This is a genomic window from Bacillus sp. ms-22, from assembly GCF_009759805.1.
In the GTDB taxonomy this organism is placed as follows: Bacteria; Bacillota; Bacilli; order Bacillales; family Bacillaceae; genus Bacillus; species Bacillus xiamenensis.
Genome location: NZ_CP046653.1, coordinates 416,933 through 441,452, shown reverse-complemented (window position 1 = coordinate 441,452; position 24,520 = coordinate 416,933). Strand labels below are relative to the sequence as shown.

Genomic DNA, 24,520 nt, shown 5'->3' with positions numbered 1-24,520 from the left:
CCTTATCATCTCTCTTTAAATCTTTCTAACCTGTCAATTCTTCTAAACGTGATAAAAGAACAGCATGTGATGATTCTCCCCCCTATTATCAATAAAACTCTTCATCTCTATCACCACTCCCCATTAGCCTGATATTCTCCTGCATCATGTCTTTCCTATGTTATGATTTTACATACACACTGGAAATTCACCTCAAGAAAGGAGTGAATCACATGCATAGACTCTACTCAGCAAAATTATTATTTGAATCTAGCTCCTCACCAGAGGTTAGACCAGAGAAGATCTTTGAGGAGCGAATCATCTTAGTGAGAGCAAAAAACAACCGAAAAGTGAAAGAAATCGTCAAAAACTTTTTTCCAGACGAAACCTTTGAAAATGGAGATCATGGACAAACAACCACAAAACTAGCAGCCATCTTAGATATCTTTGAGCTTGTCGATAACTTAGACGAAGGTCCCCTGCATTTAAGTGAAGTGTACAGCCGATATCTTCTTTTTGAAAAAGAAATATCTTCTAAAGAAGCGATTGAAGCTTATTCTTTAGACAAATAAAAGAAGCCGGCTGCTCTGCCGGCTTTTTAATATCGCTGGAATAACTCTGGGTTTTTCGGAACATTTTCTAAATAAATGATCTTCCCTTGATCGTCCAGCCCCGCAATATCAATTCCTTCTGCTGTATATAAACGGCCATCTTTCAGCTTTCCACAAACGGCCCAGTTTGTCTCATACTTTCCATCTTCTCGTTTTACCCAGCCATCCCACATATGCTTAATGTCTTCATGTACATGAAAGAACGTGTTTAAAAATTGTGTAAACTCTTGGATACCAGGCTTCTCGGCACCATTTAAGACAATCATGACATCATCCGAAAATAGCGCCAGCAGTTCGTCCATTTGCTCATGTCCTTTTCCCGCCTCATCATATCGGCGAAAATACGTTTCGAGCACTTCCATCATTCATTCTCCTTTATTTACCTGTCATTTCGATAACAATCGAATAATTAGATTGTACACAATTGTTTCTCCCCTGTCCATTTTTCACCCGGATCAGAAAAGACATGGATTGAATCAATCCATGTCCAGATTGTTGACAAAGGGCTAAAATGATCTTTATTTTAGCCCTTTGTCTTCTTTTCAGCGTGACCTGAAAACCTTTGCAGTCTAGGAAGGACGAGTACCGGAGCGGAGCGAATTTGACATTCGTGAGCACCGGCACGCAGGACTGACAAAGAATGCAAGGGTTTGTCTACACGCTGAACATGGATTGAATCAATCCATGTCTTCTACAGGTTAGTAAGATGCTTTCTCTGATAATACAAGTGATTTTAGTTCTGCTGCTGCTTTTTGGGGATCAGTGCTTTGGCTGATGGCACTAATGATGCTGATGCCATCTGCGCCTGCTTGGATGACTGGTGCCGCATTTTCATAAGTGATGCCGCCGATACCCACAATGGGAATATGAAGACCATGACGACGTACTTCGTTGATTAAAGAAACACCTTGAACACTTCGTGTATCCTTTTTCGTTTCTGTAGGATAAACCGGGCCCATCCCGACATAATCTGCTCCGTCCTTCACCGCTTGTCGCACTTCATCTAAGTTGTGCGTGGACACGCCTAATATTTTATCCCCAATCCTTTCCCTTACGTCTTGCGCGCGTGCATCCTCCTGTCCAACATGGACTCCATCTGCATCAAGTTCTATCGCAAGCTGTACATCATCATTCACAATAAAGGGGACATTCGCTTCTTGGCAAAGTGCCTGAATTTGCTGGGCCAAATATTTCTTCTCTTCACCTTGCAGAGCTCCTTCACCTTTTTCACGAAATTGAAACATGGTGATGCCGCCTTGAATGGCTTCTTTCACGACATCAAGCGGATGTCTGCTTGTATTCGCTGTTCCCATAATAAAATAAACCGATAATTGCTGTTTGATTTGCTGTTGATCAGCCTTCGTCATGCAAAACTCCCCCTATTTTCCCAAGCGTCATCACATCATTGCCATTTGTATTTGATAATGCGTTTAATAGTTCCATTTGAAAGGTCCCCGGCCCTTTCTCTTTTGTCTCCTGAACAGCCTTTTCAGCAGCGACACCATAAAACAGCAGAGCTGCTGCTGAGGCATGAATTGGACGTTCACCTGTTGCACAAAATGCCCCTATGACAGATGTAAGTAAACAGCCAGTCCCTGTCACCTTGGTCAGCCATTCATGTCCATTATGAATGGACAGAACCTCATCTCCATCTGATACGACATCGACTTTTCCTGTGATCACCACAACAGTCTCCAGTGCTTTTGCCGCTTGCTTTGCTAAAGACGATACATTTCCACTTGCCTCTTTTGCATCAACGCCTTTTGACTGCCAGCCATCCACTCCGATTAAATGAGCCACTTCAGCAGCATTTCCTCTGACAACCGTTATGTTCACTTGCTGTAACAGCTGTTTCGCCGCACTCGTCCGAAACGCAGTCGCACCCACACCAACAGGATCTAAAAGGACCGGTACACCTTTTTCATTGGCCGCTTGTCCAGCGATATTCATTGCCTCCACCGTATCCTTGGTCAGTGTGCCGATATTCAGCACAAGTGCATCAGCTAATTGCGCCATTTCGGCCACTTCCTCTTTTGCATTTGCCATGACTGGAGAAGCACCTAAAGCAAGCAGTCCATTCGCTGTAAAATTCGTCACGACTTGGTTGGTGATATGATGGACGAGTGGATGATCCGCTCGAACCTTCTCCAATAGATGAGACGCGCTGCTTAATTTCATCAGTATCATCCTCCCTTTTACTCTGCATCCCAAACATAGGATTTTGTATGCTTTAACCATTCTCTTGCTGCAAAGGACAAGTAGCGGTCCTTTCGCCAAATGACACCCAAATGCCATGGAATAGACGGATTTAAGGAAATAACCCTCACCTTTTCAGGATCTAGATCACGGCAGATCCGTTCAGGCAAAAGCCCGATCCCAAGGTTCTCAGCTACCATTTCACTTATGAAATCCCATTGTGACGTTTCATAAATGACGTTTGGTCTGAACCCCGCATTCATACATTCATTCAAGATTCGGCTGTGCAGAACGAAATCCTCTCTAAAGAAAATAAAAGACTCTTCCTTTAAGTCGGCTAAATGCACCTCATCACGTCCTGCCATCGGATGCGATGGATGCGTCACAAGCTTCATATTTTCTTTAATAATGGTGTATGTATGAAAAATTTTATCATTTGCAGGCAGAACAATCACACCAATATCTAACGACCCATCCTCGACCCCTTCCTCTACTTTAATGGAGCCGTGCTCCACCAATTGAAAGGTGACATCTGGATAATGCTGGCGGAATTCTCCCATGACATTTGGGAAAAAACTTGATCCAATCATAGGCGGCAGTCCTATTCGGATATGTCCTTTTTTCACATGCATGACATCATTTAATTCACTTGTTAAATTCTGAAATGATTGTGTGATTTCACTCGCCTGTGTATACATGGTTTGTCCAGCATCTGTCATTTCAACCTGCCTGCCATTACGGTAAAACAACTGTACCCCCAGTTCATCCTCTAGGTTTTTGACCATCTTGGAAATGGTCGGCTGCGACACATAAAGGGATTGTGATGCTTTCGTAAAACTCTTTAACCTTGCCACTTCTAAGAAATATGTTAAATGTCTGATGTCCATATGATTCACCCTTTCTATAGACAAAAGGAATAATAACTATTCAATATATGTATTTTACCTATAATGAAACGTGCTGTACACTTTAAAGTAAGCTCACCGATTAGAACGTTGTTTTGTTTTTGTGAAACAGTGAACAATTTATATAGAAAAAGGAGTGAACAGAAAGTGCAATTGCTCAGAACGCCGCTGATGGCTATCCTTCAGATTATGGCTTTATTTGTTTTTGCGAAATTGATGAATGTGCTGGCGGCCTTTTTGCATTTAAGAATTCCGGGCACAATCTTAGGCATTCTTGTCATTTTCTTATTACTTCATTTTAACATCATTCAATTAAAATGGATTGAACTTGGCGCCGTATGGCTGCTTGGAGAACTGCTGCTGTTCTTTATCCCTTCAGCAGTAGGTGTGATTGATTATGGAACATTGCTTTCTCAGTCTGGCACAAGTATTGTCCTTGTTGTTTTACTTAGTACCTTTGTGGTCATGCTCTCGACTGGCATGATGACGCAGATGATTGCGAAAAGAAAGGAGCGAAAAAAGCTATGTTAGTTGGCGGACTATTTTTGATCTTAACGATTCTGATCTATCTCGGCTCAAAAGCGGTTTACAAACGGCATCCGAAAGTCTACGTCTCCCCTTTACTTGTGACCCCTGTCGTCCTTGTGGCCTTGCTGTTAATCGTGAACATTCCTTACGACGCTTACAATCAAGGCGGGAAATGGCTGACAAATATGCTTCAGCCTGCGACTGTGGCATTTGCCATTCCTTTATATAAGTATTTTCACATTCTGAAGAAGCATGCAGTCGAAATCATTCTGAATGTGGCCTGCGGTTCTGTCGTTGCCATTTTATCAACAGCATTTATCGCCAAATGGTTTCATTTGGACACGGGCCTTATTGAGAGCCTCGTCCCAAGGTCCGTCACAACACCTGTTGCGATGAGCGTGTCTGAAATGATTGGCGGCATGCCGTCCGTTACGGCTGTATTCGTCATTTTAACAGCCCTATTTGGCTCGATCATTGGCCCATTGGTCATCCGTTATTTCCGCATTGATAATGACATTGCAATGGGCGTCCTGCTTGGTACAGGAGCTCACGGTGCAGGAACATCGAAGGCCTTTGAACTGAGCTCCGTCTCAGGCACGATCTCAAGTGTATCCATGATTATTTCAGCCATTATTACATTATGTGCAGCGCCTATCCTCATGTCGTTTGCCTTATAGAAAAAGCCATTTCCCCTTATCGGAAAATGGCTTTTTTCTTTAAGCTTGGATGAAGACAACCTTTAAATAGTTCCCCTCGGGATAATTTTTTGTTGTACGGAAGTCCTCAGGGAGTGTATATTCTTCAAGAATACGATACGTCTTCCCTGATTCTTTAAAGGCCTGTGCAATAAATCCTTTAAACTTTTTCATCCCAAATGCACTGCTATTGGTTGATGCCACAATGACGCCGTTTTCAGCTGTGATCTGGATGGCTTCTTTTAATAGTTTCTTATAATCCTTCGCCGCACTGAATGTGTGTTTCTTCGTTCGTGCAAAGGAAGGCGGATCCAAGATGACTAGATCATAGGTCCAGCCTTTTTTCGCCGCAAACGGAAAGTATTTAAATACGTCCATGACTTTAATATCCTGCTCGTCCACGTCAATTCCATTCACTTCAAACTGCTCGGCTGTCTTTTTCAAACTGCGATTTGCGACATCCACACTTGTCGTACGGCTCGCTCCGCCAAGCGCTGCTGCCACCGAGAAAGCGCCGGTATAAGAAAACGTATTAAGAACGGTCTTTCCTTTTGCATAGCGATCTCGAATTGCTTTTCTTACATGACGCTGATCAAGGAAAATGCCTGTCATTGCACCATCATTTAAGTAAATTGCCACGTTCATCCCGTTTTCTTTCACGATAAGAGGAAAGTCACCTTTCTCTCCCTTCACAAAATCGTCGTCCTCAATATATTGTCCAGATGTATCAAATCGTTTCTTTTCATAAATTCCTTTATAGTCAGGGTACACCTGCTCAAGCGCAGTCAATACCTCTGCTTTAAATGTATAAACACCTTCACTATACCATTGGATGAGATAGAATCCGTCATAATAATCAATCGTGAATCCACCAATTCCATCTCCCTCTCCATTGAACACACGAAAAGCCGTTGTCTGCGCATCACGAAATAAATGCGTTCTACTTTTCGCTGCCTGCTCCAGCTTAGAGACAAAAAAGGCTTGATCTATTGTTTCGTTCGCATCAAAGGAAAGCACCCAGCCAATCCCTTTATTTTGCACACCATAATACCCTTTTCCTAAAAAAGAGCCTCTTTCATCCACCCATTCAATGAGCTCGCCTTCCTGTACACCGTTCACACGTGATACAGCATCTTTTGAAATAAGCGGATATCCCTTTTTCACTTGTTCTGCAAATGTTTGTTTTAATGAGATTTTTTTCATTTGTGTCATCCTTATCCTAAATTGACTCTCTCTATCCTACCATATGAATGTATACGTTACTTCTATTATGATAAGATGAGGAGAAAAATATCAACATGACATAGAGGAGGCTCTTCTTTTGACAACATTACGCTTAGATCATACAGGTATTATGGTTACAGATATTGATCAGTCCATTGATTTTTATGAAAAGGTTGTGGGCATGAAATTAAAGGATCGAATCACACATACAAACGGAGTCATTGAGCTTGCATTTCTTGGATTCAAGAACGAAGCAGAGACAGAAGTTGAGCTCATTCAGGGCTACAGCAGTGATCTGCCATCTGAAGGAAAGGTTCATCATCTCGCCTTCACAACAGACAATATTCACGCTGAATTCAATCGTATTCAAAAGCTGCAAATTGAATTAATTGATGAAGAAATCACAACATTGCCAAATGGATATTGCTACTTCTTTTTCAGAGGACCTGACCAAGAATGGATTGAATTCTTTCAGCGCTAATATTTCCTAGGAAATGCATGTCATATTAGGGGCTTTTCACATTTGTGAACATGCAAATAAGACGGGCATTACCTGTTTATCGGTGCCGTCTTCCTTGCCACCATTGTACTTCTTCATTTATTGAGTGAATTTGTTCATTCTAGTCACTTCATTTTTCAACAAAAGAAAAAGAGTAAGAGCATGTATCCCTGCTCTTACTCTTTTTTTATAACACCTTACTAAGAAATAATTTTGTACGCTCGTGCTGCGGGTTTCCAAAGAGTGCTTCTGGTTTGTCTTCTTCGACGATATATCCACCGTCCATAAAGATCACGCGGTCTCCAACCTCTCTAGCAAAGCCCATTTCATGTGTGACGACAATCATCGTCATCCCTTCGACTGCTAGTTGTTTCATGACAGCTAATACATCCCCAACGACCTCAGGGTCAAGCGCAGATGTCGGCTCATCGAATAATAGCACTTTCGGGTCCATCGCCAAGGCCCTTGCAATGGCGACACGCTGCTTTTGGCCACCGGATAATTGGTTAGGGTAGCTTTTGGCTTTGTCTTTTAAGCCGACTTTTTCAAGCAAGTCTAAAGCTTTTTCGACTGCCGCCTTCTTTTCGACACCTTTTACTTTAATTGGTGCGATCGTGATATTTTCTAAAACGGTTTTATGAGGAAATAAATTAAAGTGCTGAAACACCATGCCCACTTCTTGTCGTACTTTATTGATGTTGACCTTTGGGTCTGTAATCGTATGTCCATTGACAACGACCTCTCCAGCCGTAATATCCTCTAATTTATTGAGACATCTTAAAAACGTGCTTTTTCCTGACCCAGAAGGACCAATAACACACACGACTTCCTTTTCCTCGATGACTGCATTAATATCCTTTAAGACTTCGTTTTCACCAAAGGATTTCTTTAAATTTTTCACCGTAATCATACTCATTTCACATCAAATCTCCTTTCTGCGTAACTAGCCAGTAGAGAAAGTAAATAAATGATCACGAAATAAATGACACCGACAATGAGCCAGACATTCAAAGGATCAAATGTAGCCGATGCTTGAACTTGTCCCCTCTGCATGATATCGGCAATCCCGATAATGGATAAGAGTGACGTGTCCTTCAAGCTGATGATGGCTTGGTTGGTAATGGCTGGAAGCATGCGACGAAATGCCTGTGGAAGGACGATAAAGCGCATGTTTTGCCCACCTGTAAATCCTAAAGAGCGTGCGGCTTCTGTTTGTCCTTTGTCAATGGACTGAATTCCTGCACGAATAATTTCTGAGAAATAAGCCCCCGCATTAATCGCTACTGTAATAATCCCTGCCGGCACTCGATCAAGCGAGATAAATTCAAGTGTATTTAAACCAAAATAAATGAAAAATAGCTGTACGATAAATGGCGTACCTCGAATCGCATTCACAAAAACAAGTGCAATGAAATTCAAGATTTTAAATGGTGACAAGCGGAATAATGCCACAATTAAACCGATAATAAACCCTAAAATGATGGCAACAACAAAGATATATAAAGTGGTTTGCAAACCATCCATTAAATACGGAAATGCATTAACAATCGTGTCCATGTTTCTCCCTCCCTAATTCACATACGGTTACACATAAAGAAAGCGCGCTCGTAGCGCGCCTCGCTTTTGTTATGACTTCAAATATTTTTCAATAATTTTGTCATATTCACCGTTTTTCTTTAGGTTCTCTAGGCCTTTATTGATTTTCTTCAATAGGTCTTGGTTTTTCCCCTTCATCACAGAGATACCATATTGGTCTCCATTCAAGCGGTCTCCAACTGTTTTCAATTTTAAATCTTGTTGAGCAATTGCATACGTAATGACAGGATAATCTTCAATCAATGCGTCTGCATTTCCATTAGATACTTCTTGGAACATAGATGGACTATCATTAAATTGAACAACTTCATACCCATATTTATCAGCGTTATCAGATGCAAATTTCGCTCCTGTTGTCCCATTTTTAACCGCTAGCTTTTTCCCTTTTAAATCATCAATCGATTTGATGCTGCTGTCTTTCTTCACAACAACTGTCAGTCCAGCGTCAAAGTATGGATCTGAGAAATCTACTTTCTTTTTACGCTCATCTGTAATACTCATTCCGCCCATTCCAACATCAAGCTGACCAGCTTGCATTGCTGGGATAATCCCTGAGAAGTCCATTGCTTCAAGCTTCACTTTAAAGCCTTGGTCTTTCGCAATTGCGTTAATTAAATCTACGTCTATTCCTTCATATTTACCGCCCTTTTCAAATTCAAATGGCGGATATGTTGTATCTATCCCAATTTTATATGTACCTTTGCTTTCTCCTGAACCGCTGTCCGATTTTGATCCACAGGCTGCCATGACGAGCACAACAATTAATCCCATGATCAGTAGCATCGATTTCTTCATAAAACACGACCCCCTATTGTCAGTTTTGTCTAAATATTCGCAACAACAATCTTACTATAACACGCTAAAGCTACGATGTGTGATATTTTTTATCAATACCAAAGATCTATACAATTCTAGATCGATAGTCTCTTTAAATTTTACTTTTTTGCGAATAACTCATTTTATTCCGAAAGCAGAGTGATTCACAATATTTATGTTATAAAATCTCACAAAAAAAATAAGGATTACCCTTTAGAACCGACGTTTCTTTCTAATCTATGAAAAAATACTCTTCCACCGCCTTCCTCCCTCTATTAATATCGTGATATATTTTCTCCAACATCCTCTTTTTACCTAAAAAAATGCAAGCGTATACAAACGAGCGGTTATTCCCTTTATTTTTCACCAATGGTTGAATTTACATCAAAAAACATGTTTTACAAATTGCGAGAGACCGCTTAAAATATAAGAAGATACATTCAAATGAACGGGAATCGGAATACATGAATAGGTGAAGAAAGGAGGATGCCAATTGGCAGAAACAGGTGTTTTATCGTCCGTCGATGTAGCAAACATGCTAAATGACTGGTATGTCATGATGAAAAAAAGAGAGATACAAGAAGCCATTCAACTAAAAGAAGACATTCTTCAAGCGTTTGATCAAATGGAAGAGAATCAAGACGTTTTACTTTACTATCAACTTCTAGAATACCGTTTCAAGGATTTAATCGAAGATACAGCTTCGTTAGATCATAGTCTTTTTGTTGATGAACATGCAATCCGGACAGATGATATGCTCAGCTACTATTTTTATTTCTTTAAAGGAATGTATGAAATGCGCAAAGGGAATCAGGATACAGCATTACACCATTTGAAATTGGCCGAGGATAAATTAGATCTCGTACATGATGACATTGAAAAAGCAGAATTCCATTATAAAACAGGGTGCCTATACTATAATATTAGGTCCACACTTCTCTCCATCCACCACTTGAAAATGGCTTCATCTATTTATGACGCAGATCCATGTTATGTGAAAAAATCAATCAGCTGTCAAATGATGCTCGCTTTGAATTATGCTGATCAATCGAAATATGATGAGGCAGAAACTTTATTTGAACAAGTGATTCATTCACTAGAACAGATGAAGGACCCAGATTTACTTGGTCACGCGTATTGCAATGCAGCCTTTATAAAAAGCTTAAGAAATGAATATAGTGAAGCTGTACCGCTCCTAGAAAAAGCTTTATTGATTGAGGCATTCGAAACTTCTTCTCCAGGCGGCTATTTACTGGCCATGTATGCCTACACGAAAGCACTATTTAAGCTGAAAAAGCCTGGTTTGTTCCACTATTATGTACAGCTTTCACTTCAAAAAGCAGAAAATTTAAAACAACGAAACATTTCACTTAAATTATCAATTTTAGAAACACTCATGCTCCAGCCAGACAACATGATTGAGCAGATCATTTCTTATTGTGATCAATTAGAATCCATGAATTTCCTTGTTGATCTTGAGGCCATCTGTCAAGATGTAGCGGCATACTTAACTGAAAATGGTCTTCATCAAGAATCAACTTATTTTTGGAACAAGGCTTTATCAATCAAAACTTGTTAAGAAGATGGAGTGATGTATGATGAAGAAATGGCTTATTTTAAGTTCAATTTTTGCACTCTTGATCACAGGTGTTTTCATTGGTACTTCTACCCAAAAAGGCAGCCAATCTGCCCAATCACAAGATGAGGGTACGATCATTCAAAAGAGAGATCGCGGAACCAACCCTTAATACGACTGAAAAGAGTAGCTGTGATCATAACCAGCTACTCTTTTTTATCTGCTAATCAATTTCTCGTTTGATATTTTGCATCTTTTCATCTAAGTAATGGGCGATATCTGCCGCTTCCTTTAGCTCATCGGTGAGCTGATGAGGGACATCATTTTGCAGTTTATAATAGATTTTATGTTCAAGACTCGCCCAAAAATCCATCGCAATGGTCCGCACCTGAATCTCAACCTTCACATGCTCCACACGATTCGTTAAGTAGACAGGAATTTCAACAATTAAATGCAGACTTCTATAGCCATTTGGTTTTGGATCTTGAATGTAATCCTTTACCTCAAGAATCTTTAAATCCTCTCTTTGCCTCAGCACATCAATAATGTTATAGATATCTTGAATAAAAGAGCAGATGATGCGGACACCAGCAATATCATGAATATGCTCCTTGGCACATTGTGTGGTGATGTCGCACCCTTTCCTTGCTAGTTTGTTCACGATGCTTTCAAAGGATTTGATGCGTGATTTTGTATGCTCTATTGGATTGTGTCCATGGATTAAATTATATTCCTGACTAATGATCGAAAACTTTGTATCCATTTCATCTAATGCAAATTTATATACTAATAATTCATTTTTCCAGTCTTCCATGACACTTTTCAAATCTTCTACATGAGTTGCTGACATATTCATTTCTCTTTGTCATCTCCTTTTGGCAAACAGCTGTTACACCGCTTTCCGTTTACTAGACGGAGAAAGGACTCGAATGGTTTTAAAAAAATACATCTTAGCCCCGCTGTTTGTAATAAGTCAGCGCTAATGCAAGTGCCAGCACAGATCCTTTTACAATATCCATCGCGTAATAAGGGACAGACATCATCACAAGACCATTTTGCAAAATACCGATGAGCACCGCACCAATAAATGTACCAAATGCGTTTGGTTTACCTGCTCCCATGACCGAAAAACCGATAAATGCAGCAGCAACGCCATCCATTAAATAAGGCGTACCAGCATTAATTTCTGCTGTCATGACCCTTGAAGCGAGCACGATACCACCGATTGCAGCAAATAAAGCAGACAGAAGGTATGCTGCGATTTTGTATTTGTTCACATGTATGCCAGATAATCGGGCCGCCTCTTTATTTCCACCGATGATATACATCAATCGCCCGTGCTTTGTGTAGGTCATGAAAACATGCGCAAACAACACGATGGCTGCCATAATCATAATGATATAGGGCACCTGCCCGATTTTGCTGAAAAAGGCAGGGATGGTACCAGTTGAGAACGTGCCATCCGGCATCACCATATTTTCAGAAATGGTTGCCCCTTTCGTATAGGTTTGTGCCAGCCCTTGAATGATAAACATCATGGCTAATGTCATGAGCATATCTGGGATCTTCATTTTGACAATCATCCAGGCATTCAGCAAGCCGACAATAAGGGAAGCCGCTAGCGCAGAAAGGATCGCAATCAGTGGGTTTTGCGAGAACCATACAAACATAGAAATCACAATCGCATTCGATAACGTTGCAACCGATCCTACGGATAAATCAAAGCCATTCACTGCTAATGAGATGGTTAATCCCACCGCAATGATGGTCACAATGGAGATGGATCGTAAAATATTGATGATATTACCTGACTGTAAAAATGCTGGATTCGCTGTCGCAAATACAACAATCAATACGACGATTGTTAAAATGGTGCCATATTGATAAAAGAAATCAAACAGGTGAAATGTTGGCCGCTGTTTTTTGATTTGCTGAACAGGGGCTGAAATTTGTCGCTCACTCATGATTGTCCTCCTGTTGAATGATATAAAAGCTCTTCTTCTGTCGTTGGTGCAGTCATTTCCCGGGCAATGCTGCCATCGTATAGGACGTATACTCGATCTGCGATCCCTGCGATTTCCGACAGTTCACTTGAGGCATAAATAACGGATTTTCCACGGGCAGCAAGCTCTGCAATAAGAGTGAAAATGTCTTTTTTCGCTCCAACGTCTACGCCTTTGGTTGGTTCATCAAAGAGGTACACATCCGCCTCAGCCAGTAGCCATTTTCCAATTGCAATCTTTTGCTGATTGCCGCCAGATAGATGCTTCACCTTCGCTTCCAGAGAAGGTGTTTTGACACCTAGCCGTTTGACGATTTCACTTGCTGCCTGCCTTTCCTTAGAACGATGTAAGAAGCTGAATATCCTTGCAAACGAACGGAGGCTTGCAGCTGTTAAGTTCCATCCCACGGTCTCTTCTGTGAGAATCCCTTCTTTTCTCCGCTCTTCCGGCACAAGGGCAATTCCAGCTCTCACGGCCTGATGAGGCGATTGGATATGAATGGTTTGACCATGAAGTGCCACAGTGCCTGTCTTTTTTTCTGAAGCACCGAACAGGGCTTTGCACAGTTCCGTTTTACCAGCGCCGACTAGTCCTGCGATCCCGAGGATTTCCCCTTTTTTCACATGGAGGTGAATGTTGTTCAATTTATGCTGGTCATGCAACTCTTTCACGTCAAGCACAATCGGTGCATCCTTCAAAGGTGTACGGGGCGGGAATTGCTCCTCTAATGGTGCACCTAACATTTCTTCAATGACCTGCTTTGGATCGGTCTCTTTGACAAGGTGTACCGCCACATCGGTTCCATTCCTCATCACAGTCAATTCATCGCAAATGTTGAAAATTTCTGGCATGCGGTGCGAGATAAAAATGATGCCCGTGCCTTTCTGTTTCAATTGCTGAATCATTGAGAATAATTTGCTTGTTTCCGCATGACTGAGTGGAGCCGTTGGTTCATCTAAAATTAAAATGCTGCATTTGATAGAAACAGCTTTGGCAATGAGCACCATCTGTTTTTCTGCCAGTGTCAGGTCACTCACAAGACGCTTCGTGGAGATGTCAATGTCCATCTCTTTTAATAGTTGAGCTGCCTTGCGATGAAGCTCTTTCCAGCGGACAAATGGTTTTTTCTCAATCTCATGTATCATCATATTTTCACCAACACTTAAATAGGGAACTAGGGCTGTATCCACTTCTTGATGGACTGTCTGCACACCATATGAGGCCGCATCCTTCGGTGTTTGAATCGCTGCCGCCTCGCCATTGATGTGGATGGTTCCTTCAAAATGCGAATGAGCACCAGAGAGAACCTTCATTAACGTGGACTTCCCAGCACCGTTCGCCCCAATAAGGGCATGGACCGTTCCTCTTTTTAATGTGAAATTCACTTGATCCAGCGCTTTGACCCCTGGAAATTCAATCGAAATGTTCTTCATACAAACAAGTGGCGATGTCATAGGTGTCCTCCTTCTCTACTGATCGTCATTTGAAAAACGAAACACCCTCTATTGAAAGAGAGTGCACGCGGGTTATTTTGCATAATGCTTCTTCAAGGTCTTCATCCAATCTTCTTCAAAGGCAGTCGATGAACCGAACCCTTTTACTTCCTCTGCAAGATTGACCATATTGATGGCCTTTCCTGCTTGTTGAAGTTGCTTTTGTGAAATGAGGGAGGCCTCAAGGTCATAGGAAGATGGCGTTTTCTCGCCAGCTATTTTCTTCGCAAGAATCCTCACGTCGACTGCCCCGATGAGCTTCGGATCGACCGCTGCTGTGTACTTCCACGGACTGTTTTCCGAAGTCATTTCTTGCAGATCGGCATTAGACACATCAATACCGTAAATTTTCACTTCTGTTCTTCCTGCTTCCTTTAAAGCTCTTGCCGCACCGATGGCAAATGCATCCCATGTGGCAAAAATCGCATCAAGCTTGCCCTTTGGATACTTATTCAGCATCGCCGCTACTGCATTTTGTGTTTGAACAGACGTATCAGAGGAAGCAACGCCAAATCGGTCAAGCTCCTTGATCCCTGTATGTTGTTTGAGCGTTTCTTGGTACACCTTGTTTCGTCTCACCATCGGCGGGAACCCGTCTACCCAAAGGTACGCAATGTTTGCTTTTCCTTTAAAATCAGCCACGAGCGCGTCTAATGATTTTTTCGCTAATTGTTCATCATCTTGAGATGTCACGGTGACTCCTTTGATGTCCTTTAGCTTCGGGTTCGAATCAAACGCCACAACTGGGATGCCTTTCGCTGTGATCTTCTTCACATCAGCGACTGTCGCCTCATCATCCCCATGCGAGATGATAAAGCCATCATAGTTTTCTTCTAGTGCCTGAGAAATGGCATCATGGAACTTTGCTGTATCACCATTTGCCGTGTAGACGTCCACTGTAAAGCCCAGCGCTTCACCTTCTGCCTTTGTCCCTGCTAAAAATTGAGCCGTATGATCGTCCCCGCCAATTTTGCGGATGACTTTAATTTTTGCTCCCTGCCCCTTTGCAAAGCGCTTCGGTACATTGTCAAAGGATACCTTTTCGTTTGCATTGGCTTTTGAGCCTGCGCTCGATCCCGTACCGCAGCCAGATAATAGAACTGTCAGGATCGTCAATAATACAAGGGATGATGTCCAATATTTACGTTTCATTGTTGTTCCTCCTTCAATTATTTTTGTTTTCACATCAGAAAACTAGGGTAAAAAGTGGGAAAATGCCTGTCAACCAATCATTTGTTTCTTCAAAAGAAACAAAAAAGCCTCTCTTGTAAAGAGAGGCTTGATCACCGTTGCATGAAACATGTATCGGGAAGTCTTCCTCTCTTATCTGTCAAAGCTGTAACAGCTTTGCAGGAATTAGCACCAATTTCTTGAATAATAGAAACGGTTGCCGGGCGTCATAGGGCCAGTCCCTCTGCCTCTCTTGATAAGAGATGTGTTATGAAGTTTGTTTTAGTTGAAATGTCTTCTTAACTTTAATGTGATGTTCCATCATTGTCAATCATTTTTTGAATATTTTAAATTTGATATCGTGATCAAAAAGAAATCGAATGATAAAAAAACCTGATAGTCAATGACTATCAGGAGCAAGATTTGCGTGTTTTTAGGTAGTTTTGGAATTGTCATGAACAAGAAATGAAATGTGCCGAAATATTAGATTATGAACAGACTTTCCCTGTATTTGCATTGATTTTCACTGTTTGCTCTTTTTGAGACTGATCAACGACTTTGATGACATACATTGTTATATTTCCTTCTTTCTTTAATTGCATATCTTTGACTACGCCTGTGCAATTTTTTAAGGCAATCTCTTTAGCATGTTGTTTTGTAATTCCCTCTGCTTTTGCAGACACTTTTTGTTTCATTACTTGACCCTTTTCACAATTGATATGATACGTGTAAGCTTTTCCATCCTCACCCAATACTTTTATCACATAAACATATTCATCTGTATCCTTTTTTAATTGTACCGATTGAATAGCACCTTTTGTTTTAGAAAGTGCAATCGTTTGTGCTTTTGATTTCGAAATACTGATCGTTTGACTGCCAGTTTGGTGTGAGATTACCTTTCCATTTTGACAGTTGATTTTTTCAACATGTTGTTTACCATCGTCACCTAGTAGCTTAATGACGTAAACATAGGTCTGATCCTCTTTTTGCATTTCTAATGACTGAATGACACCTGAGCAATTTTTCAAAGCAATCTTTTGAGCGGTTTGCTTGTTAATTGCTTTTTCTTTTTTTGCTGTTTCGTGCTTGATGATTTTTCCTGTATGACAATTGACTTTCAGCGTATGCTGTTTACCATCTTCTCCAAGAACTTTAACCACATAGACTGTTACTGACTTTTCAGTTTTTACAGTAGTCGATTGAATGACACCTGAACAATTTTTCAAAGCCACTTTTTTCGCAGTGGCTTCTGTTACAGCCGTTTGTTCTTGCTTGGTCGTTTGTTGGACAACGTCACCCTCCTTATGCAATACAGCAGCATGTGCCGATGTTAATGAGCTAATTGAAATAATTGTTCCTAAAGCAGCTCCTGATAATACTTTAAATGGTCCTTTCATAATGAAATGCCTCCTCAAATTTACTGTTGAGCTTCTCCCAACACTAGCGATTCTACACCCTCAACCTGAAAAGGACTTTAAGGCCACCTGAAAATAAGCTGAAAACTGATAAATATCTTATTTTGGTTGTGACATTCTTTGATATAAAGGGATATTTTTGCTCATTTGAAGCATGGAAAAAATAGCATATCTTTCATTCAACTCATTTTCAGCTGTTTTTCAGGATACTTTCAGCTAAACACAAAATAATAACGGTATGAGCTTTTTGGAAGGAGTCATGATCATGAAGTATCAGCATATTAAATTACTTGTAGTCGATGACGAACCAGCCATTGTCGACTTTTTAACATTGGGGCTCGAAAACGAAGGTTTTCAAGTTAAAACTGCCACTGATGGTCTATCCGCTTTAAACATAGTCAAAACGTATCAACCACACATATGCATTTTGGATGTGATGATGCCAGGTATGGATGGCTATGAAGTATGTAAATTGATGAAGAAGGTTTGTCAAATCTCAATTATTATGCTTACTGCAAAAGATGAAGTCGAATACCGAATCAAAGGTTTGTGTGGCGGAGCAGATGATTATATGATGAAGCCATTTAGCTTTGATGAGCTTCTTGCAAGAATTCAAGCGAGACTGCGCAATCAATTTCCTTACTTATTAAGTGATTTATCTATTGGCCCTTTTCAAGTTGATGACAGAAGAAAGGAAATTCGCTTCAACCAAAAGGTATTAAAGCTCTCTGCCACGGAGTATGAGCTGTTAAAGTTATTCATTGTCAATCATGGTATTGTATTGAGCAAATCAACCATTTTAGAAAAGGTTTGGGGCTATGATTTTAATGGGGAGGACAATATTGTCGAAGTTTATATCCGTGCTTTACGAGATAAAATTGGTGACAAGGAACACAAAATGATACGTACGCTTAGGAGTACAGGCTATAGATTGGATATTCAATGAGCATGCGAATTCGGTCATTACGTATTCAGCTATTGTTAGGTTCTTTTCTCATTCTTTTCTTCCTACTTGTTGCCATTGGTTATTTTCAGTTTATCTTTATGAAGCAGTTTTTATATGAAAACAAAGCTCTCAGCCTACAAAGTCATATTTTGTCCGTCCCTGGGGAAACTTGGCTTGAACATAGCGAACCCTCTGCATTAGAAAAATCAAACATCCCAAATGTTTTCTTTCCAGGAGTGAGTGTCGCCTTTGTCTCTACTGATGAAAAAGTAACCGTTTTGTCCAAAGATCCTCATGCAGGGTCTGTCCCAACATTAAAAAAGGAAACATACCGTCACTTTCTTCAACCGAAAAAAAGACTTAATTTTAAACTGTTAAATGAACATTCAGGACAAGAAATTCTTGTCGTTGTTGAACCCATCCGTATAGATGGAAAAGTAGTCGGTGCAATTCAAATGAGCTCCTTTACAGTGGGTCTCACAGATATTCTTTATAAGCAGATGAAAAACTATGCCCTCATATCATTTATGGCTTTGTTCATCGGATTTACTATCCTTTATTTTGTATTGTCTATCGCACTGAAACCCTTATTTTCAGTCATTCGCTTGATGAAACAAATTGATGCAAATAATTTACACCAGCAACTCCCTTCATTTCCTAGGCAATATGAGATTCATGTTCTTTCCGTTTCATTAAATGCTATGCTGAAACGAATTGAAGAAGCATTTGACGCGGAACGGAGAGCAAAAGAACGAATGAGACATTTCATTTCTGATGCTTCTCATGAACTCAGAACACCACTAACATCCATTCGGGGGTTTTTAGAAGTGCTATTACGGGGAGCTGCCACCACACCAAAACAATTGGACTTGTCTTTAAGAAATATGCATACTGAATTAACCCGTATTCAGCGTCTTGTGGAAGATTTATTAACACTTGCTAAACTAGATAAAGCGCCTACTCTCCAAAAAGAACCTGTCTATTTAGATCAATTATTACAAGAGATGAAACATCAGCTTGACCTTTTGGCAGGGGGCGGACATGTGATGTATCATGTTGAGAGTGGCGTATTCACCTGCGTGGATATTGATAAGATCAAACAAGTCATTCTCAATTTGTTTATGAATGCCGTTCAGCATACCAATCATACCAACAGAATCATTCAAATGAAGTTATACCAAAATGAAACACATATTGTGTTATCTGTTCAAGATAACGGAAGTGGTATTGATAAAGAAAAAATCCCTTTTGTTTTTAATCGCTTTTACCGAGAAGAAAACTCCCGTTCTAGAAGGTTTGGTGGGGCAGGATTAGGTTTATCTATTTCCAAATCCATCCTCTCATTACATGGTGGTGATCTGACTGTCCAAAGTGTCAAAGGGGAAGGAAGTATATTTTCAATGCTCCTGCCCTTACAATCCGAATGCAATAAAACCCCAAAATCTTAATGATTTTGGGGTTTTATTTCCATTTTTCGGAGTATTTTTGTAGCAGGTGATGATGCCTTAAGACGGAAATCATATTTTTTCTCATTCACATATTGTGGATTGAGGTGTGCTGATCCTTTATCTTGACCGCTTTTGGAGCGATACGTTTTGTAGCCTTCCATCCATTTTCCTCGCCATACCCACTGTGATGCTTTCGCACCTTTACGGTCATCATACACGTTCTTCTGGAATGTATTCTTCTGGTTCACTTTATAAAGGTTCACGACTAAGTAATGCGAAGCACTAGCTGTCATGATATTATTCGTGATTCGATTGTTCACGGATCGATATTGCATCAGCAATTGACCGCCTTCTAAACCGGCTGTGTCATTTTTGTACAGAATGTTATGGGAGATCGTCGTGTTTGTGGTTCCGCCCCGCTTCTTGTCATAACCGCCAATTGAGATGCCTGTATAACGGTTCAAATACACTTGATTGTGCTCAATGCGAATGCGATCGGCCGTTTTCCCTTTATGCTCACTTGTGACTTCAATTCCAAGGTCATTGTGATGGGTGATGTTATGGTCGATCACGATATCTTTTCCGCCATCAACATAAATTCCCCCAGCGGAGATGTCCTTGCCATAGGCTGGGTTCCCAACACTCGTTATGTCATAGACTTTGTTTCTAGATACGACACCGTTTCTAACTTGATCATACTTTTTAGAAGGTGCGACATTCTCAAAACCAATCAAATCAATACCGATATTGTCAGTATGCCTAACCGTATTATGTGTCACGCGGAATGTTTTGACGTTCCCATTTAGCACAAGCGCTTCACTAAAACCCAGCTTCAATTTTTCAACGATATTTCCTTTGATTTCAATGTCTTCAATCGCCGCAGGTGCTTTTGTTCCATAGACAGCAATACCATGTGCATTCCCATTTTTGTGTGTTGTCTGAATGTCGTACACACGGTTGTTGAGCAGCTTGACTCCTTTGCCGCTGCCTGTGATCAACATACCGACCGGTGTCACATCTTCTTTATTCGTTTTGATATGTCCGACCGTTACGCCTTTGAGGGTGATGTAGCTTTTTTGATCAATGTTGACAAGACCCCCGTCAGCTTGATTTCCTTTGAAAGACCGCCCGCTAATAACAGGCTTTTCTGTTCCATAGGCTTGAAAGACAACAGGTGCTTTCTTTGTTCCTGAATGGTGGACAATCAATTTCTCTTTGTATGTACCGCCTCTTATGTAAATCGTTACCCCTGCTTTAGCCATACTTGCCGCTTTTTTCAGCGTACGGAAAGGTTTTGACTTCGTTCCCGAATTTTTGTCGTTTCCGTTTACTGCCACGTAATACGTTGTTCCTTGCTTCGCACCAGCCTTCTCTGTCATTGCTTGACAACCAAAGCTGATCACGATCATGAATACAATCAGTAGGATACCTGGTATGATTCGTTTCATCTCGTTGTTTGCTCCCTTCCATTCTCTTCTTACTTTATCGGCTAAAAAAAAGAGGGTTAAAATATGGCGCTGCCCCTTGCAATGTACTAGTCAAAAGGTGTATGGTTGAAAGAATATCTTACAGAAAAACCACACGCTTTAAAATTGTCAGATTAATCAGTTAATAACGAAATTGGCTTTTATTTCTTTTTTTGAAAAGAGGTGACACCCGTAAGACAGACGGCAGAGAGGAGGAAAGCGCTTAACAGATTTTTCTTGTTTGAATTCCAGAAAACCTATTGCTAATATTTTGTGAAGGTATAGAATAGAATCATAATTATTTCATATTATTAGAATTTTCAAATAATCAAACAGCAAGGAGATTTACGATGCCAAAACAACCCATCCGCATTGAACTTAGTTCAACAAAAAAACCAAAACCTCAATCTGATCAACTTGAATTCGGAAAAATCTTCACAGACCACATGTTTGTGATGGATTATTCAATTGATAAAGGCTGGTATGATCCAAGAATTATTCCTTATCAGGCGATTCCCATGGACCCAGCTTCTATGGTCTACCATTATGGCCAATCGGTTTTTGAAGGCTTAAAGGCTTATGTTTCTGAGGATCAAAAGATTCTCTTATTCCGTCCAGAAAAAAATATGGAACGCTTAAACAGATCGAATGACCGCCTGTGTATCCCGCAAATTGATACAGAAACGGTTTTAGAGGGCTTAAATGAACTCATTCGCATTGACAAGGATTGGGTACCTGATGCAGAGGGCACTTCTTTGTATATTCGTCCATTCATTATTTCCACTGAGCCCTATTTAGGTGTTGCACCATCAAGCACATATAAACTGATCATTATCTTATCTCCAGTAGGCTCTTACTATAAAGAAGGCATCCATCCGGTCAAAATTGCGGTTGAAAACGAGTTTGTCCGTGCCGTTAAGGGCGGAACAGGAAATGCCAAAACAGCTGGAAACTATGCATCCAGCCTGAAGGCACAGCAAGTCGCTGAAGCCAAAGGGTTTTCACAAGTTCTTTGGCTTGATGGCATCGAGAAGAAGTATATTGAGGAAGTCGGGAGTATGAATATCTTCTTTAAAATCAATGGAGAAATCGTGACGCCTGAATTGAATGGCAGCATTTTGGAAGGCATCACACGTAACTCTGTGCTTGAACTTCTAAAGCATTGGGAGATCCCAGTGACAGAACGAAAAATTTCAATTGATGAGATCATTGAAGCCCATCAATCAGGTGAGCTTGAAGAAATCTTTGGAACAGGAACGGCGGCTGTGATTTCTCCTGTCGGTGAATTAATTTATCATGATCAGTCATACGTCATTCAAAATGGTCAAACGGGTGAAGTATCAAAGAAGTTGTACAATGCGATTACTGGCATCCAAAAAGGCACGCAGCCAGACATCTTCGGCTGGACCGTAGAAGTCGACTCGGTCGTCAAGCAGGCATAAGCAAGCGAAAGAACCTTTCATTTCACGAAGGGTTCTTTTTTTTGTTTATGTTTACCTTCCTTATCGCTTATAATGGTCATTATACACTTATTCCCAAAAAGGAGTGATGGTATGTTTTTGACTTATCTACTAGCTATATTTGGGATTTTCATTGGGTCATGCATAGTGGCTACAGGATTCGAGGATTCGCCGTTTCTCACTCGATTTACATTTAAGTTTCTCGGGATTTCTACCATTGCCCTTTCTGTTACTTTTGTGAAATATCGACGAAAGAGACGACATAGTCAAAAGACAAAATAAGACTCAACTTCACGCTCGATCGAATTAAATCGTGCACCAAAACAAAATTGATACACAGACAATCATCCCAGCATACATCCACTTTACCCCTTTGATCTCCCGCTTTCTTTCAATCAACAAAAAGATTTCCGGCAAAAAGATGATGATGATTTCAAGGATAAAGACAAGATTGTAAGCAAGCGGCATTGGCTGAAAATCAAACTCTCTCGCGTCTCCTCCAATTGTCGCAAAATACATCAACAAGTTGGTCACAGGGATTGTCAGACAAACCAACAAACGCAGTACATACATATCCATACATATGATTGATACCGAATGAGACCGATAATCGAAGCGATCACTCCATACAAAAACAGCGCCACCGTGCCAAAGCTCATCATCGGGTGGACGACAAACCCGTAAAGCATGAAGCCGATTGCCATCATATTCTTCTTCCACCTCTTTCTTTTCAGCAGTACGTGCTGTTTTCTGTAGAACCCTTCCTATCATACACTTCTTTCTCATGTTTCCATATGGTCAAATCATCAAAAACGACCCCATAAAGGGGCCATTTCGTTTTATGCATTCACTGATTTGAAGAATTGCGGTAAATATTCACGGTGCGCTTCTAGCATTTCATCTAAAATTTGCTTTGCGATTTCGTCAGAAGGAACGAGTGGATTGATCGTCATGGCGACTAGCGCCGTCTCATAATCACCCGTCACAGCCGCTTCAGCTGCCACACGCTCGAATGATTTGATTTGTTGAACAAGTCCTCTTACAGCCACAGGGAGATCACCTGTCGCTATTGGTTTTGGTCCATCCTTTGTAATGATACAGTTCACTTCAACCGCTGATTCAGCCGGAATACTGGCAATTGCTCCTCTGTTTACTGTATTCACTGGTTGTATGTCATGCTTATCATTATAAATCGAGCTGATTAAATTACATGCCGCATCGCTGTAATATGCCCCGCCTCTTTTTTCTAGCTGCGGCGGTTTAATTGATAAATCAGGGTCTTTGTATAACTCAAACAATTCCTGCTCGACTTGCTGCACAACCTCTGCTCTTGTTCCTTTTTCTTGTGCCGCTTTTTGCTCTTCTTCCAGCATATCTTTCGTTTTATAGTAATAACGATGATACGGACATGGAATGACCCCTAAACCTTTGACAAAAGAAGGCTCCCAGTTTTTCGCTTCAATGTTCCTCATCGACCACTGGCTATTTGGATTTCCTAATTCATCGAGCACCTGATCCATAATGCTGACCCCATCTAAATACACATCTAATCCATAGACCATATGATTGAGGCCTGCGAACTGCACCTCGATGCGTTCAACATCGACATCAAGTGCTTTTGCAATCCCCATTTTGATTCCAATCGGCACATTACAGAGACCGACCACTTTTTTCAAATTCGTGTAGCGTAAAACAGCTTCTGTGACCATACCTGCTGGATTTGTAAAGTTCACAAGCCAAGCATCTGGACAAAGCTCTTCCATATCTTTCACGATCTCTAGAATGACTGGAATGGTGCGAAGACCTTTCAATAAACCGCCTGGCCCGTTCGTTTCCTGTCCAATGACGCCATATTTAAGCGGGATTCTTTCATCTTTCGCTCTAGCTTCAAGCAGTCCTACACGAAATTGTGTTGTGACAAAGTCAGCATCCTTCAGGGCTGCCCGGCGGTCAAGGGTGAGGTGCACGTCAATCGGCAAACCGGCTTTTTCGACCATACGTTTTGCAAGAGCACCTACGATGTTCAGCTTTTCCTGCCCTGCTTCAATATCCACAAGCCATAATTCCTTGATAGGCAATTCATGATACCGTTTGATAAAACCTTCCACCAGCTCAGGCGTATAGCTCGATCCACCGCCTATTGTGACAATTTTGATTCCGTCTTTCATGAATTGACCCCTCCAAATTGCTTCATTTTTTCATGGATCTCAATGATTTCCGCTGCAAGCTCCTTGACGGTCATTGCGTTCATGAGATGATCCTGTGCATGAATCATTAAGAGACTGATGTCAGTCTTTTCACCTCTGATTTCTCCTTGGATCAGTTCTGTCTGTGCGTGATGCGCCTCATTTAACGCGTCTTGTGCTTCCTGCAATTTTTGCTTCGCCTCATCAAAGTTTCCTTGTTTTGCAAATGTAATGGCCTCCATGGCTGAGCTTCTGCCATTTCCACCGTGCAAGATGAGTTGAAACACAATTTGTTCCATTTCCATCGG

Annotated in this window: 26 protein-coding genes and 1 riboswitch; of the genes, 9 read left to right on the top strand and 17 right to left on the bottom strand. The window is 40.9% G+C overall.

What is annotated here, in order from left to right; translation table 11 throughout:
* Window positions 1–212 precede the first annotated feature (212 nt).
* Window positions 213–551, top strand: a complete 339-nt coding sequence (locus GPA07_RS02305) for a DUF4288 domain-containing protein (protein WP_157291964.1) — start codon at window positions 213–215, stop codon at window positions 549–551.
* A gap of 26 nt (window positions 552–577) precedes the next feature.
* Here GPA07_RS02305 and GPA07_RS02300 read toward each other — a convergent pair whose 3' ends face one another.
* From GPA07_RS02300 to cidR, 4 genes are all read right to left on the bottom strand, one after another.
* Entirely contained in the window at window positions 578–952 is a 375-nt protein-coding gene (locus GPA07_RS02300; protein WP_157291963.1) for a nuclear transport factor 2-like protein, read from the bottom strand.
* A gap of 336 nt (window positions 953–1,288) precedes the next feature.
* Window positions 1,289–1,957, bottom strand: coding sequence for a thiamine phosphate synthase (thiE, locus tag GPA07_RS02295; protein ID WP_157291962.1), 669 nt, complete (start codon window positions 1,955–1,957; stop codon window positions 1,289–1,291).
* Complete coding sequence (gene thiM / locus GPA07_RS02290; protein ID WP_008355416.1) at window positions 1,944–2,768, bottom strand: hydroxyethylthiazole kinase; 825 nt, start codon at window positions 2,766–2,768, stop codon at window positions 1,944–1,946. The genes thiE and thiM overlap by 14 nt, the downstream gene beginning before the upstream one ends.
* Window positions 2,769–2,785: 17 nt before the next feature.
* Entirely contained in the window at window positions 2,786–3,673 is an 888-nt protein-coding gene (cidR, locus tag GPA07_RS02285; protein WP_008355418.1) for a cidABC operon transcriptional activator CidR, read from the bottom strand.
* A 189-nt stretch (window positions 3,674–3,862) separates the two neighbouring features.
* On the opposite strand from cidR, the gene GPA07_RS02280 reads away from it, so the two are divergent.
* Together GPA07_RS02280 and GPA07_RS02275 are read left to right on the top strand one after the other, a co-directional pair.
* Complete coding sequence (locus GPA07_RS02280) at window positions 3,863–4,222, top strand: CidA/LrgA family holin-like protein (protein ID WP_034738272.1); 360 nt, start codon at window positions 3,863–3,865, stop codon at window positions 4,220–4,222.
* Entirely contained in the window at window positions 4,216–4,896 is a 681-nt protein-coding gene (locus GPA07_RS02275) for a CidB/LrgB family autolysis modulator (RefSeq protein WP_071168384.1), read from the top strand. Before GPA07_RS02280 ends, GPA07_RS02275 begins: the two co-directional genes overlap by 7 nt.
* A 39-nt stretch (window positions 4,897–4,935) precedes the next feature.
* Here GPA07_RS02275 and GPA07_RS02270 read toward each other — a convergent pair whose 3' ends face one another.
* Window positions 4,936–6,117, bottom strand: coding sequence for a class I SAM-dependent rRNA methyltransferase (locus tag GPA07_RS02270; protein ID WP_157291961.1), 1,182 nt, complete (start codon window positions 6,115–6,117; stop codon window positions 4,936–4,938).
* Window positions 6,118–6,235: 118 nt separating this feature from the next.
* Between GPA07_RS02270 and GPA07_RS02265 the strand changes: the two genes are divergently transcribed.
* Window positions 6,236–6,619 (top strand): glyoxalase GlxA, encoded by a 384-nt coding sequence (locus GPA07_RS02265; protein ID WP_157291960.1) that lies wholly within the window; start codon window positions 6,236–6,238, stop codon window positions 6,617–6,619.
* A 205-nt stretch (window positions 6,620–6,824) separates the two neighbouring features.
* Here the strand turns inward: GPA07_RS02265 and GPA07_RS02260 are convergent, their stop codons facing one another.
* The 3 genes from GPA07_RS02260 to GPA07_RS02250 all read right to left on the bottom strand — a co-directional run bounded on the left by GPA07_RS02260 (window position 6,825) and on the right by GPA07_RS02250 (window position 9,028).
* Window positions 6,825–7,553: an amino acid ABC transporter ATP-binding protein gene (locus GPA07_RS02260; protein ID WP_157291959.1), complete on the bottom strand. Its 729-nt coding sequence runs from the start codon at window positions 7,551–7,553 to the stop codon at window positions 6,825–6,827.
* Complete coding sequence (locus GPA07_RS02255) at window positions 7,550–8,194, bottom strand: amino acid ABC transporter permease (protein WP_008355431.1); 645 nt, start codon at window positions 8,192–8,194, stop codon at window positions 7,550–7,552. The genes GPA07_RS02260 and GPA07_RS02255 overlap by 4 nt, the downstream gene beginning before the upstream one ends.
* A 69-nt stretch (window positions 8,195–8,263) precedes the next feature.
* Window positions 8,264–9,028, bottom strand: coding sequence for a transporter substrate-binding domain-containing protein (locus GPA07_RS02250; protein WP_008355433.1), 765 nt, complete (start codon window positions 9,026–9,028; stop codon window positions 8,264–8,266).
* Between the two features lie 514 nt (window positions 9,029–9,542).
* Between GPA07_RS02250 and GPA07_RS02245 the strand changes: the two genes are divergently transcribed.
* Both GPA07_RS02245 and GPA07_RS18570 read left to right on the top strand, forming a co-directional pair.
* Window positions 9,543–10,628, top strand: coding sequence for a Rap family tetratricopeptide repeat protein (locus GPA07_RS02245; protein WP_157291958.1), 1,086 nt, complete (start codon window positions 9,543–9,545; stop codon window positions 10,626–10,628).
* 19 nt (window positions 10,629–10,647) lie between these two features.
* Window positions 10,648–10,797 carry a hypothetical protein gene (locus GPA07_RS18570; protein WP_167358859.1) on the top strand — a complete coding sequence of 50 codons (150 nt, stop codon included), beginning with the start codon at window positions 10,648–10,650 and terminating at the stop codon, window positions 10,795–10,797.
* 51 nt (window positions 10,798–10,848) lie between these two features.
* Here the strand turns inward: GPA07_RS18570 and GPA07_RS02240 are convergent, their stop codons facing one another.
* The 5 genes from GPA07_RS02240 to GPA07_RS02220 form a co-directional block, all read right to left on the bottom strand.
* Window positions 10,849–11,481 carry a GTP pyrophosphokinase YwaC gene (locus GPA07_RS02240; protein ID WP_008355437.1) on the bottom strand — a complete coding sequence of 211 codons (633 nt, stop codon included), beginning with the start codon at window positions 11,479–11,481 and terminating at the stop codon, window positions 10,849–10,851.
* A 94-nt stretch (window positions 11,482–11,575) separates the two neighbouring features.
* Entirely contained in the window at window positions 11,576–12,589 is a 1,014-nt protein-coding gene (locus tag GPA07_RS02235) for an ABC transporter permease (protein ID WP_008355439.1), read from the bottom strand.
* Entirely contained in the window at window positions 12,586–14,082 is a 1,497-nt protein-coding gene (locus tag GPA07_RS02230) for a sugar ABC transporter ATP-binding protein (RefSeq protein ID WP_157291957.1), read from the bottom strand. Before GPA07_RS02230 ends, GPA07_RS02235 begins: the two co-directional genes overlap by 4 nt.
* A gap of 72 nt (window positions 14,083–14,154) precedes the next feature.
* A complete protein-coding gene (locus GPA07_RS02225) occupies window positions 14,155–15,273 on the bottom strand; it encodes a sugar ABC transporter substrate-binding protein (RefSeq protein WP_008355443.1) in 1,119 nt (372 codons plus the stop codon).
* A gap of 168 nt (window positions 15,274–15,441) precedes the next feature.
* A riboswitch (SAM riboswitch) is annotated at window positions 15,442–15,554 on the bottom strand.
* 225 nt (window positions 15,555–15,779) lie between these two features.
* The gene (locus tag GPA07_RS02220) at window positions 15,780–16,688 is read right to left on the bottom strand and encodes a PepSY domain-containing protein (protein ID WP_157291956.1); all 909 of its coding nucleotides are present in this window, start codon (window positions 16,686–16,688) and stop codon (window positions 15,780–15,782) included.
* Window positions 16,689–16,971: 283 nt separating this feature from the next.
* Here GPA07_RS02220 and GPA07_RS02215 point away from each other — a divergent pair, with 283 nt between their 5' ends.
* A complete protein-coding gene (locus GPA07_RS02215; RefSeq protein ID WP_008355447.1) occupies window positions 16,972–17,652 on the top strand; it encodes a response regulator transcription factor in 681 nt (226 codons plus the stop codon).
* Window positions 17,649–19,100: a sensor histidine kinase gene (locus GPA07_RS02210; RefSeq protein WP_008355449.1), complete on the top strand. Its 1,452-nt coding sequence runs from the start codon at window positions 17,649–17,651 to the stop codon at window positions 19,098–19,100. The genes GPA07_RS02215 and GPA07_RS02210 overlap by 4 nt, the downstream gene beginning before the upstream one ends.
* On the opposite strand, the gene GPA07_RS02205 is transcribed toward GPA07_RS02210, so the two are convergent.
* A complete protein-coding gene (locus GPA07_RS02205; protein WP_157291955.1) occupies window positions 19,097–20,548 on the bottom strand; it encodes a DUF1565 domain-containing protein in 1,452 nt (483 codons plus the stop codon). The genes GPA07_RS02210 and GPA07_RS02205 overlap by 4 nt on opposite strands.
* Before the next feature lie 368 nt (window positions 20,549–20,916).
* Here GPA07_RS02205 and GPA07_RS02200 point away from each other — a divergent pair, with 368 nt between their 5' ends.
* Window positions 20,917–22,008 carry a branched-chain amino acid aminotransferase gene (locus tag GPA07_RS02200; RefSeq protein ID WP_157291954.1) on the top strand — a complete coding sequence of 364 codons (1,092 nt, stop codon included), beginning with the start codon at window positions 20,917–20,919 and terminating at the stop codon, window positions 22,006–22,008.
* 324 nt (window positions 22,009–22,332) lie between these two features.
* On the opposite strand, the gene GPA07_RS02195 is transcribed toward GPA07_RS02200, so the two are convergent.
* From GPA07_RS02195 to GPA07_RS02185, 3 genes are all read right to left on the bottom strand, one after another.
* Window positions 22,333–22,797 (bottom strand): hypothetical protein, encoded by a 465-nt coding sequence (locus tag GPA07_RS02195; RefSeq protein ID WP_232532098.1) that lies wholly within the window; start codon window positions 22,795–22,797, stop codon window positions 22,333–22,335.
* A 68-nt stretch (window positions 22,798–22,865) separates the two neighbouring features.
* The gene (locus tag GPA07_RS02190; RefSeq protein WP_008355457.1) at window positions 22,866–24,194 is read right to left on the bottom strand and encodes a 6-phospho-beta-glucosidase; all 1,329 of its coding nucleotides are present in this window, start codon (window positions 24,192–24,194) and stop codon (window positions 22,866–22,868) included.
* Entirely contained in the window at window positions 24,191–24,517 is a 327-nt protein-coding gene (locus GPA07_RS02185; RefSeq protein WP_008355460.1) for a PTS lactose/cellobiose transporter subunit IIA, read from the bottom strand. The genes GPA07_RS02190 and GPA07_RS02185 overlap by 4 nt, the downstream gene beginning before the upstream one ends.
* Window positions 24,518–24,520: the final 3 nt, after the last annotated feature.

Excerpts from the sequence above, each read along its gene's own strand:
- GPA07_RS02305 (WP_157291964.1), top strand. The coding sequence starts at position 213 with ATGCATAGACTCTACTCAGCAAAATTATTATTTGAATCTAGCTCCTCA.
- GPA07_RS02300 (WP_157291963.1), bottom strand. The coding sequence starts at position 952 with ATGGAAGTGCTCGAAACGTATTTTCGCCGATATGATGAGGCGGGAAAA.
- thiE (WP_157291962.1), bottom strand. The coding sequence starts at position 1,957 with ATGACGAAGGCTGATCAACAGCAAATCAAACAGCAATTATCGGTTTAT.
- thiM (WP_008355416.1), bottom strand. The coding sequence starts at position 2,768 with ATGAAATTAAGCAGCGCGTCTCATCTATTGGAGAAGGTTCGAGCGGAT.
- cidR (WP_008355418.1), bottom strand. The coding sequence starts at position 3,673 with ATGGACATCAGACATTTAACATATTTCTTAGAAGTGGCAAGGTTAAAG.
- GPA07_RS02280 (WP_034738272.1), top strand. The coding sequence starts at position 3,863 with ATGGCTATCCTTCAGATTATGGCTTTATTTGTTTTTGCGAAATTGATG.
- GPA07_RS02275 (WP_071168384.1), top strand. The coding sequence starts at position 4,216 with ATGTTAGTTGGCGGACTATTTTTGATCTTAACGATTCTGATCTATCTC.
- GPA07_RS02270 (WP_157291961.1), bottom strand. The coding sequence starts at position 6,117 with ATGAAAAAAATCTCATTAAAACAAACATTTGCAGAACAAGTGAAAAAG.
- GPA07_RS02260 (WP_157291959.1), bottom strand. The coding sequence starts at position 7,553 with ATGAGTATGATTACGGTGAAAAATTTAAAGAAATCCTTTGGTGAAAAC.
- GPA07_RS02255 (WP_008355431.1), bottom strand. The coding sequence starts at position 8,194 with ATGGACACGATTGTTAATGCATTTCCGTATTTAATGGATGGTTTGCAA.
- GPA07_RS02250 (WP_008355433.1), bottom strand. The coding sequence starts at position 9,028 with ATGAAGAAATCGATGCTACTGATCATGGGATTAATTGTTGTGCTCGTC.
- GPA07_RS18570 (WP_167358859.1), top strand. The coding sequence starts at position 10,648 with ATGAAGAAATGGCTTATTTTAAGTTCAATTTTTGCACTCTTGATCACA.
- GPA07_RS02240 (WP_008355437.1), bottom strand. The coding sequence starts at position 11,481 with ATGAATATGTCAGCAACTCATGTAGAAGATTTGAAAAGTGTCATGGAA.
- GPA07_RS02235 (WP_008355439.1), bottom strand. The coding sequence starts at position 12,589 with ATGAGTGAGCGACAAATTTCAGCCCCTGTTCAGCAAATCAAAAAACAG.
- GPA07_RS02230 (WP_157291957.1), bottom strand. The coding sequence starts at position 14,082 with ATGACATCGCCACTTGTTTGTATGAAGAACATTTCGATTGAATTTCCA.
- GPA07_RS02225 (WP_008355443.1), bottom strand. The coding sequence starts at position 15,273 with ATGAAACGTAAATATTGGACATCATCCCTTGTATTATTGACGATCCTG.
- GPA07_RS02220 (WP_157291956.1), bottom strand. The coding sequence starts at position 16,688 with ATGAAAGGACCATTTAAAGTATTATCAGGAGCTGCTTTAGGAACAATT.
- GPA07_RS02215 (WP_008355447.1), top strand. The coding sequence starts at position 16,972 with ATGAAGTATCAGCATATTAAATTACTTGTAGTCGATGACGAACCAGCC.
- GPA07_RS02210 (WP_008355449.1), top strand. The coding sequence starts at position 17,649 with ATGAGCATGCGAATTCGGTCATTACGTATTCAGCTATTGTTAGGTTCT.
- GPA07_RS02205 (WP_157291955.1), bottom strand. The coding sequence starts at position 20,548 with ATGAAACGAATCATACCAGGTATCCTACTGATTGTATTCATGATCGTG.
- GPA07_RS02200 (WP_157291954.1), top strand. The coding sequence starts at position 20,917 with ATGCCAAAACAACCCATCCGCATTGAACTTAGTTCAACAAAAAAACCA.
- GPA07_RS02195 (WP_232532098.1), bottom strand. The coding sequence starts at position 22,797 with ATGATAGGAAGGGTTCTACAGAAAACAGCACGTACTGCTGAAAAGAAA.
- GPA07_RS02190 (WP_008355457.1), bottom strand. The coding sequence starts at position 24,194 with ATGAAAGACGGAATCAAAATTGTCACAATAGGCGGTGGATCGAGCTAT.
- GPA07_RS02185 (WP_008355460.1), bottom strand. The coding sequence starts at position 24,517 with ATGGAAATGGAACAAATTGTGTTTCAACTCATCTTGCACGGTGGAAAT.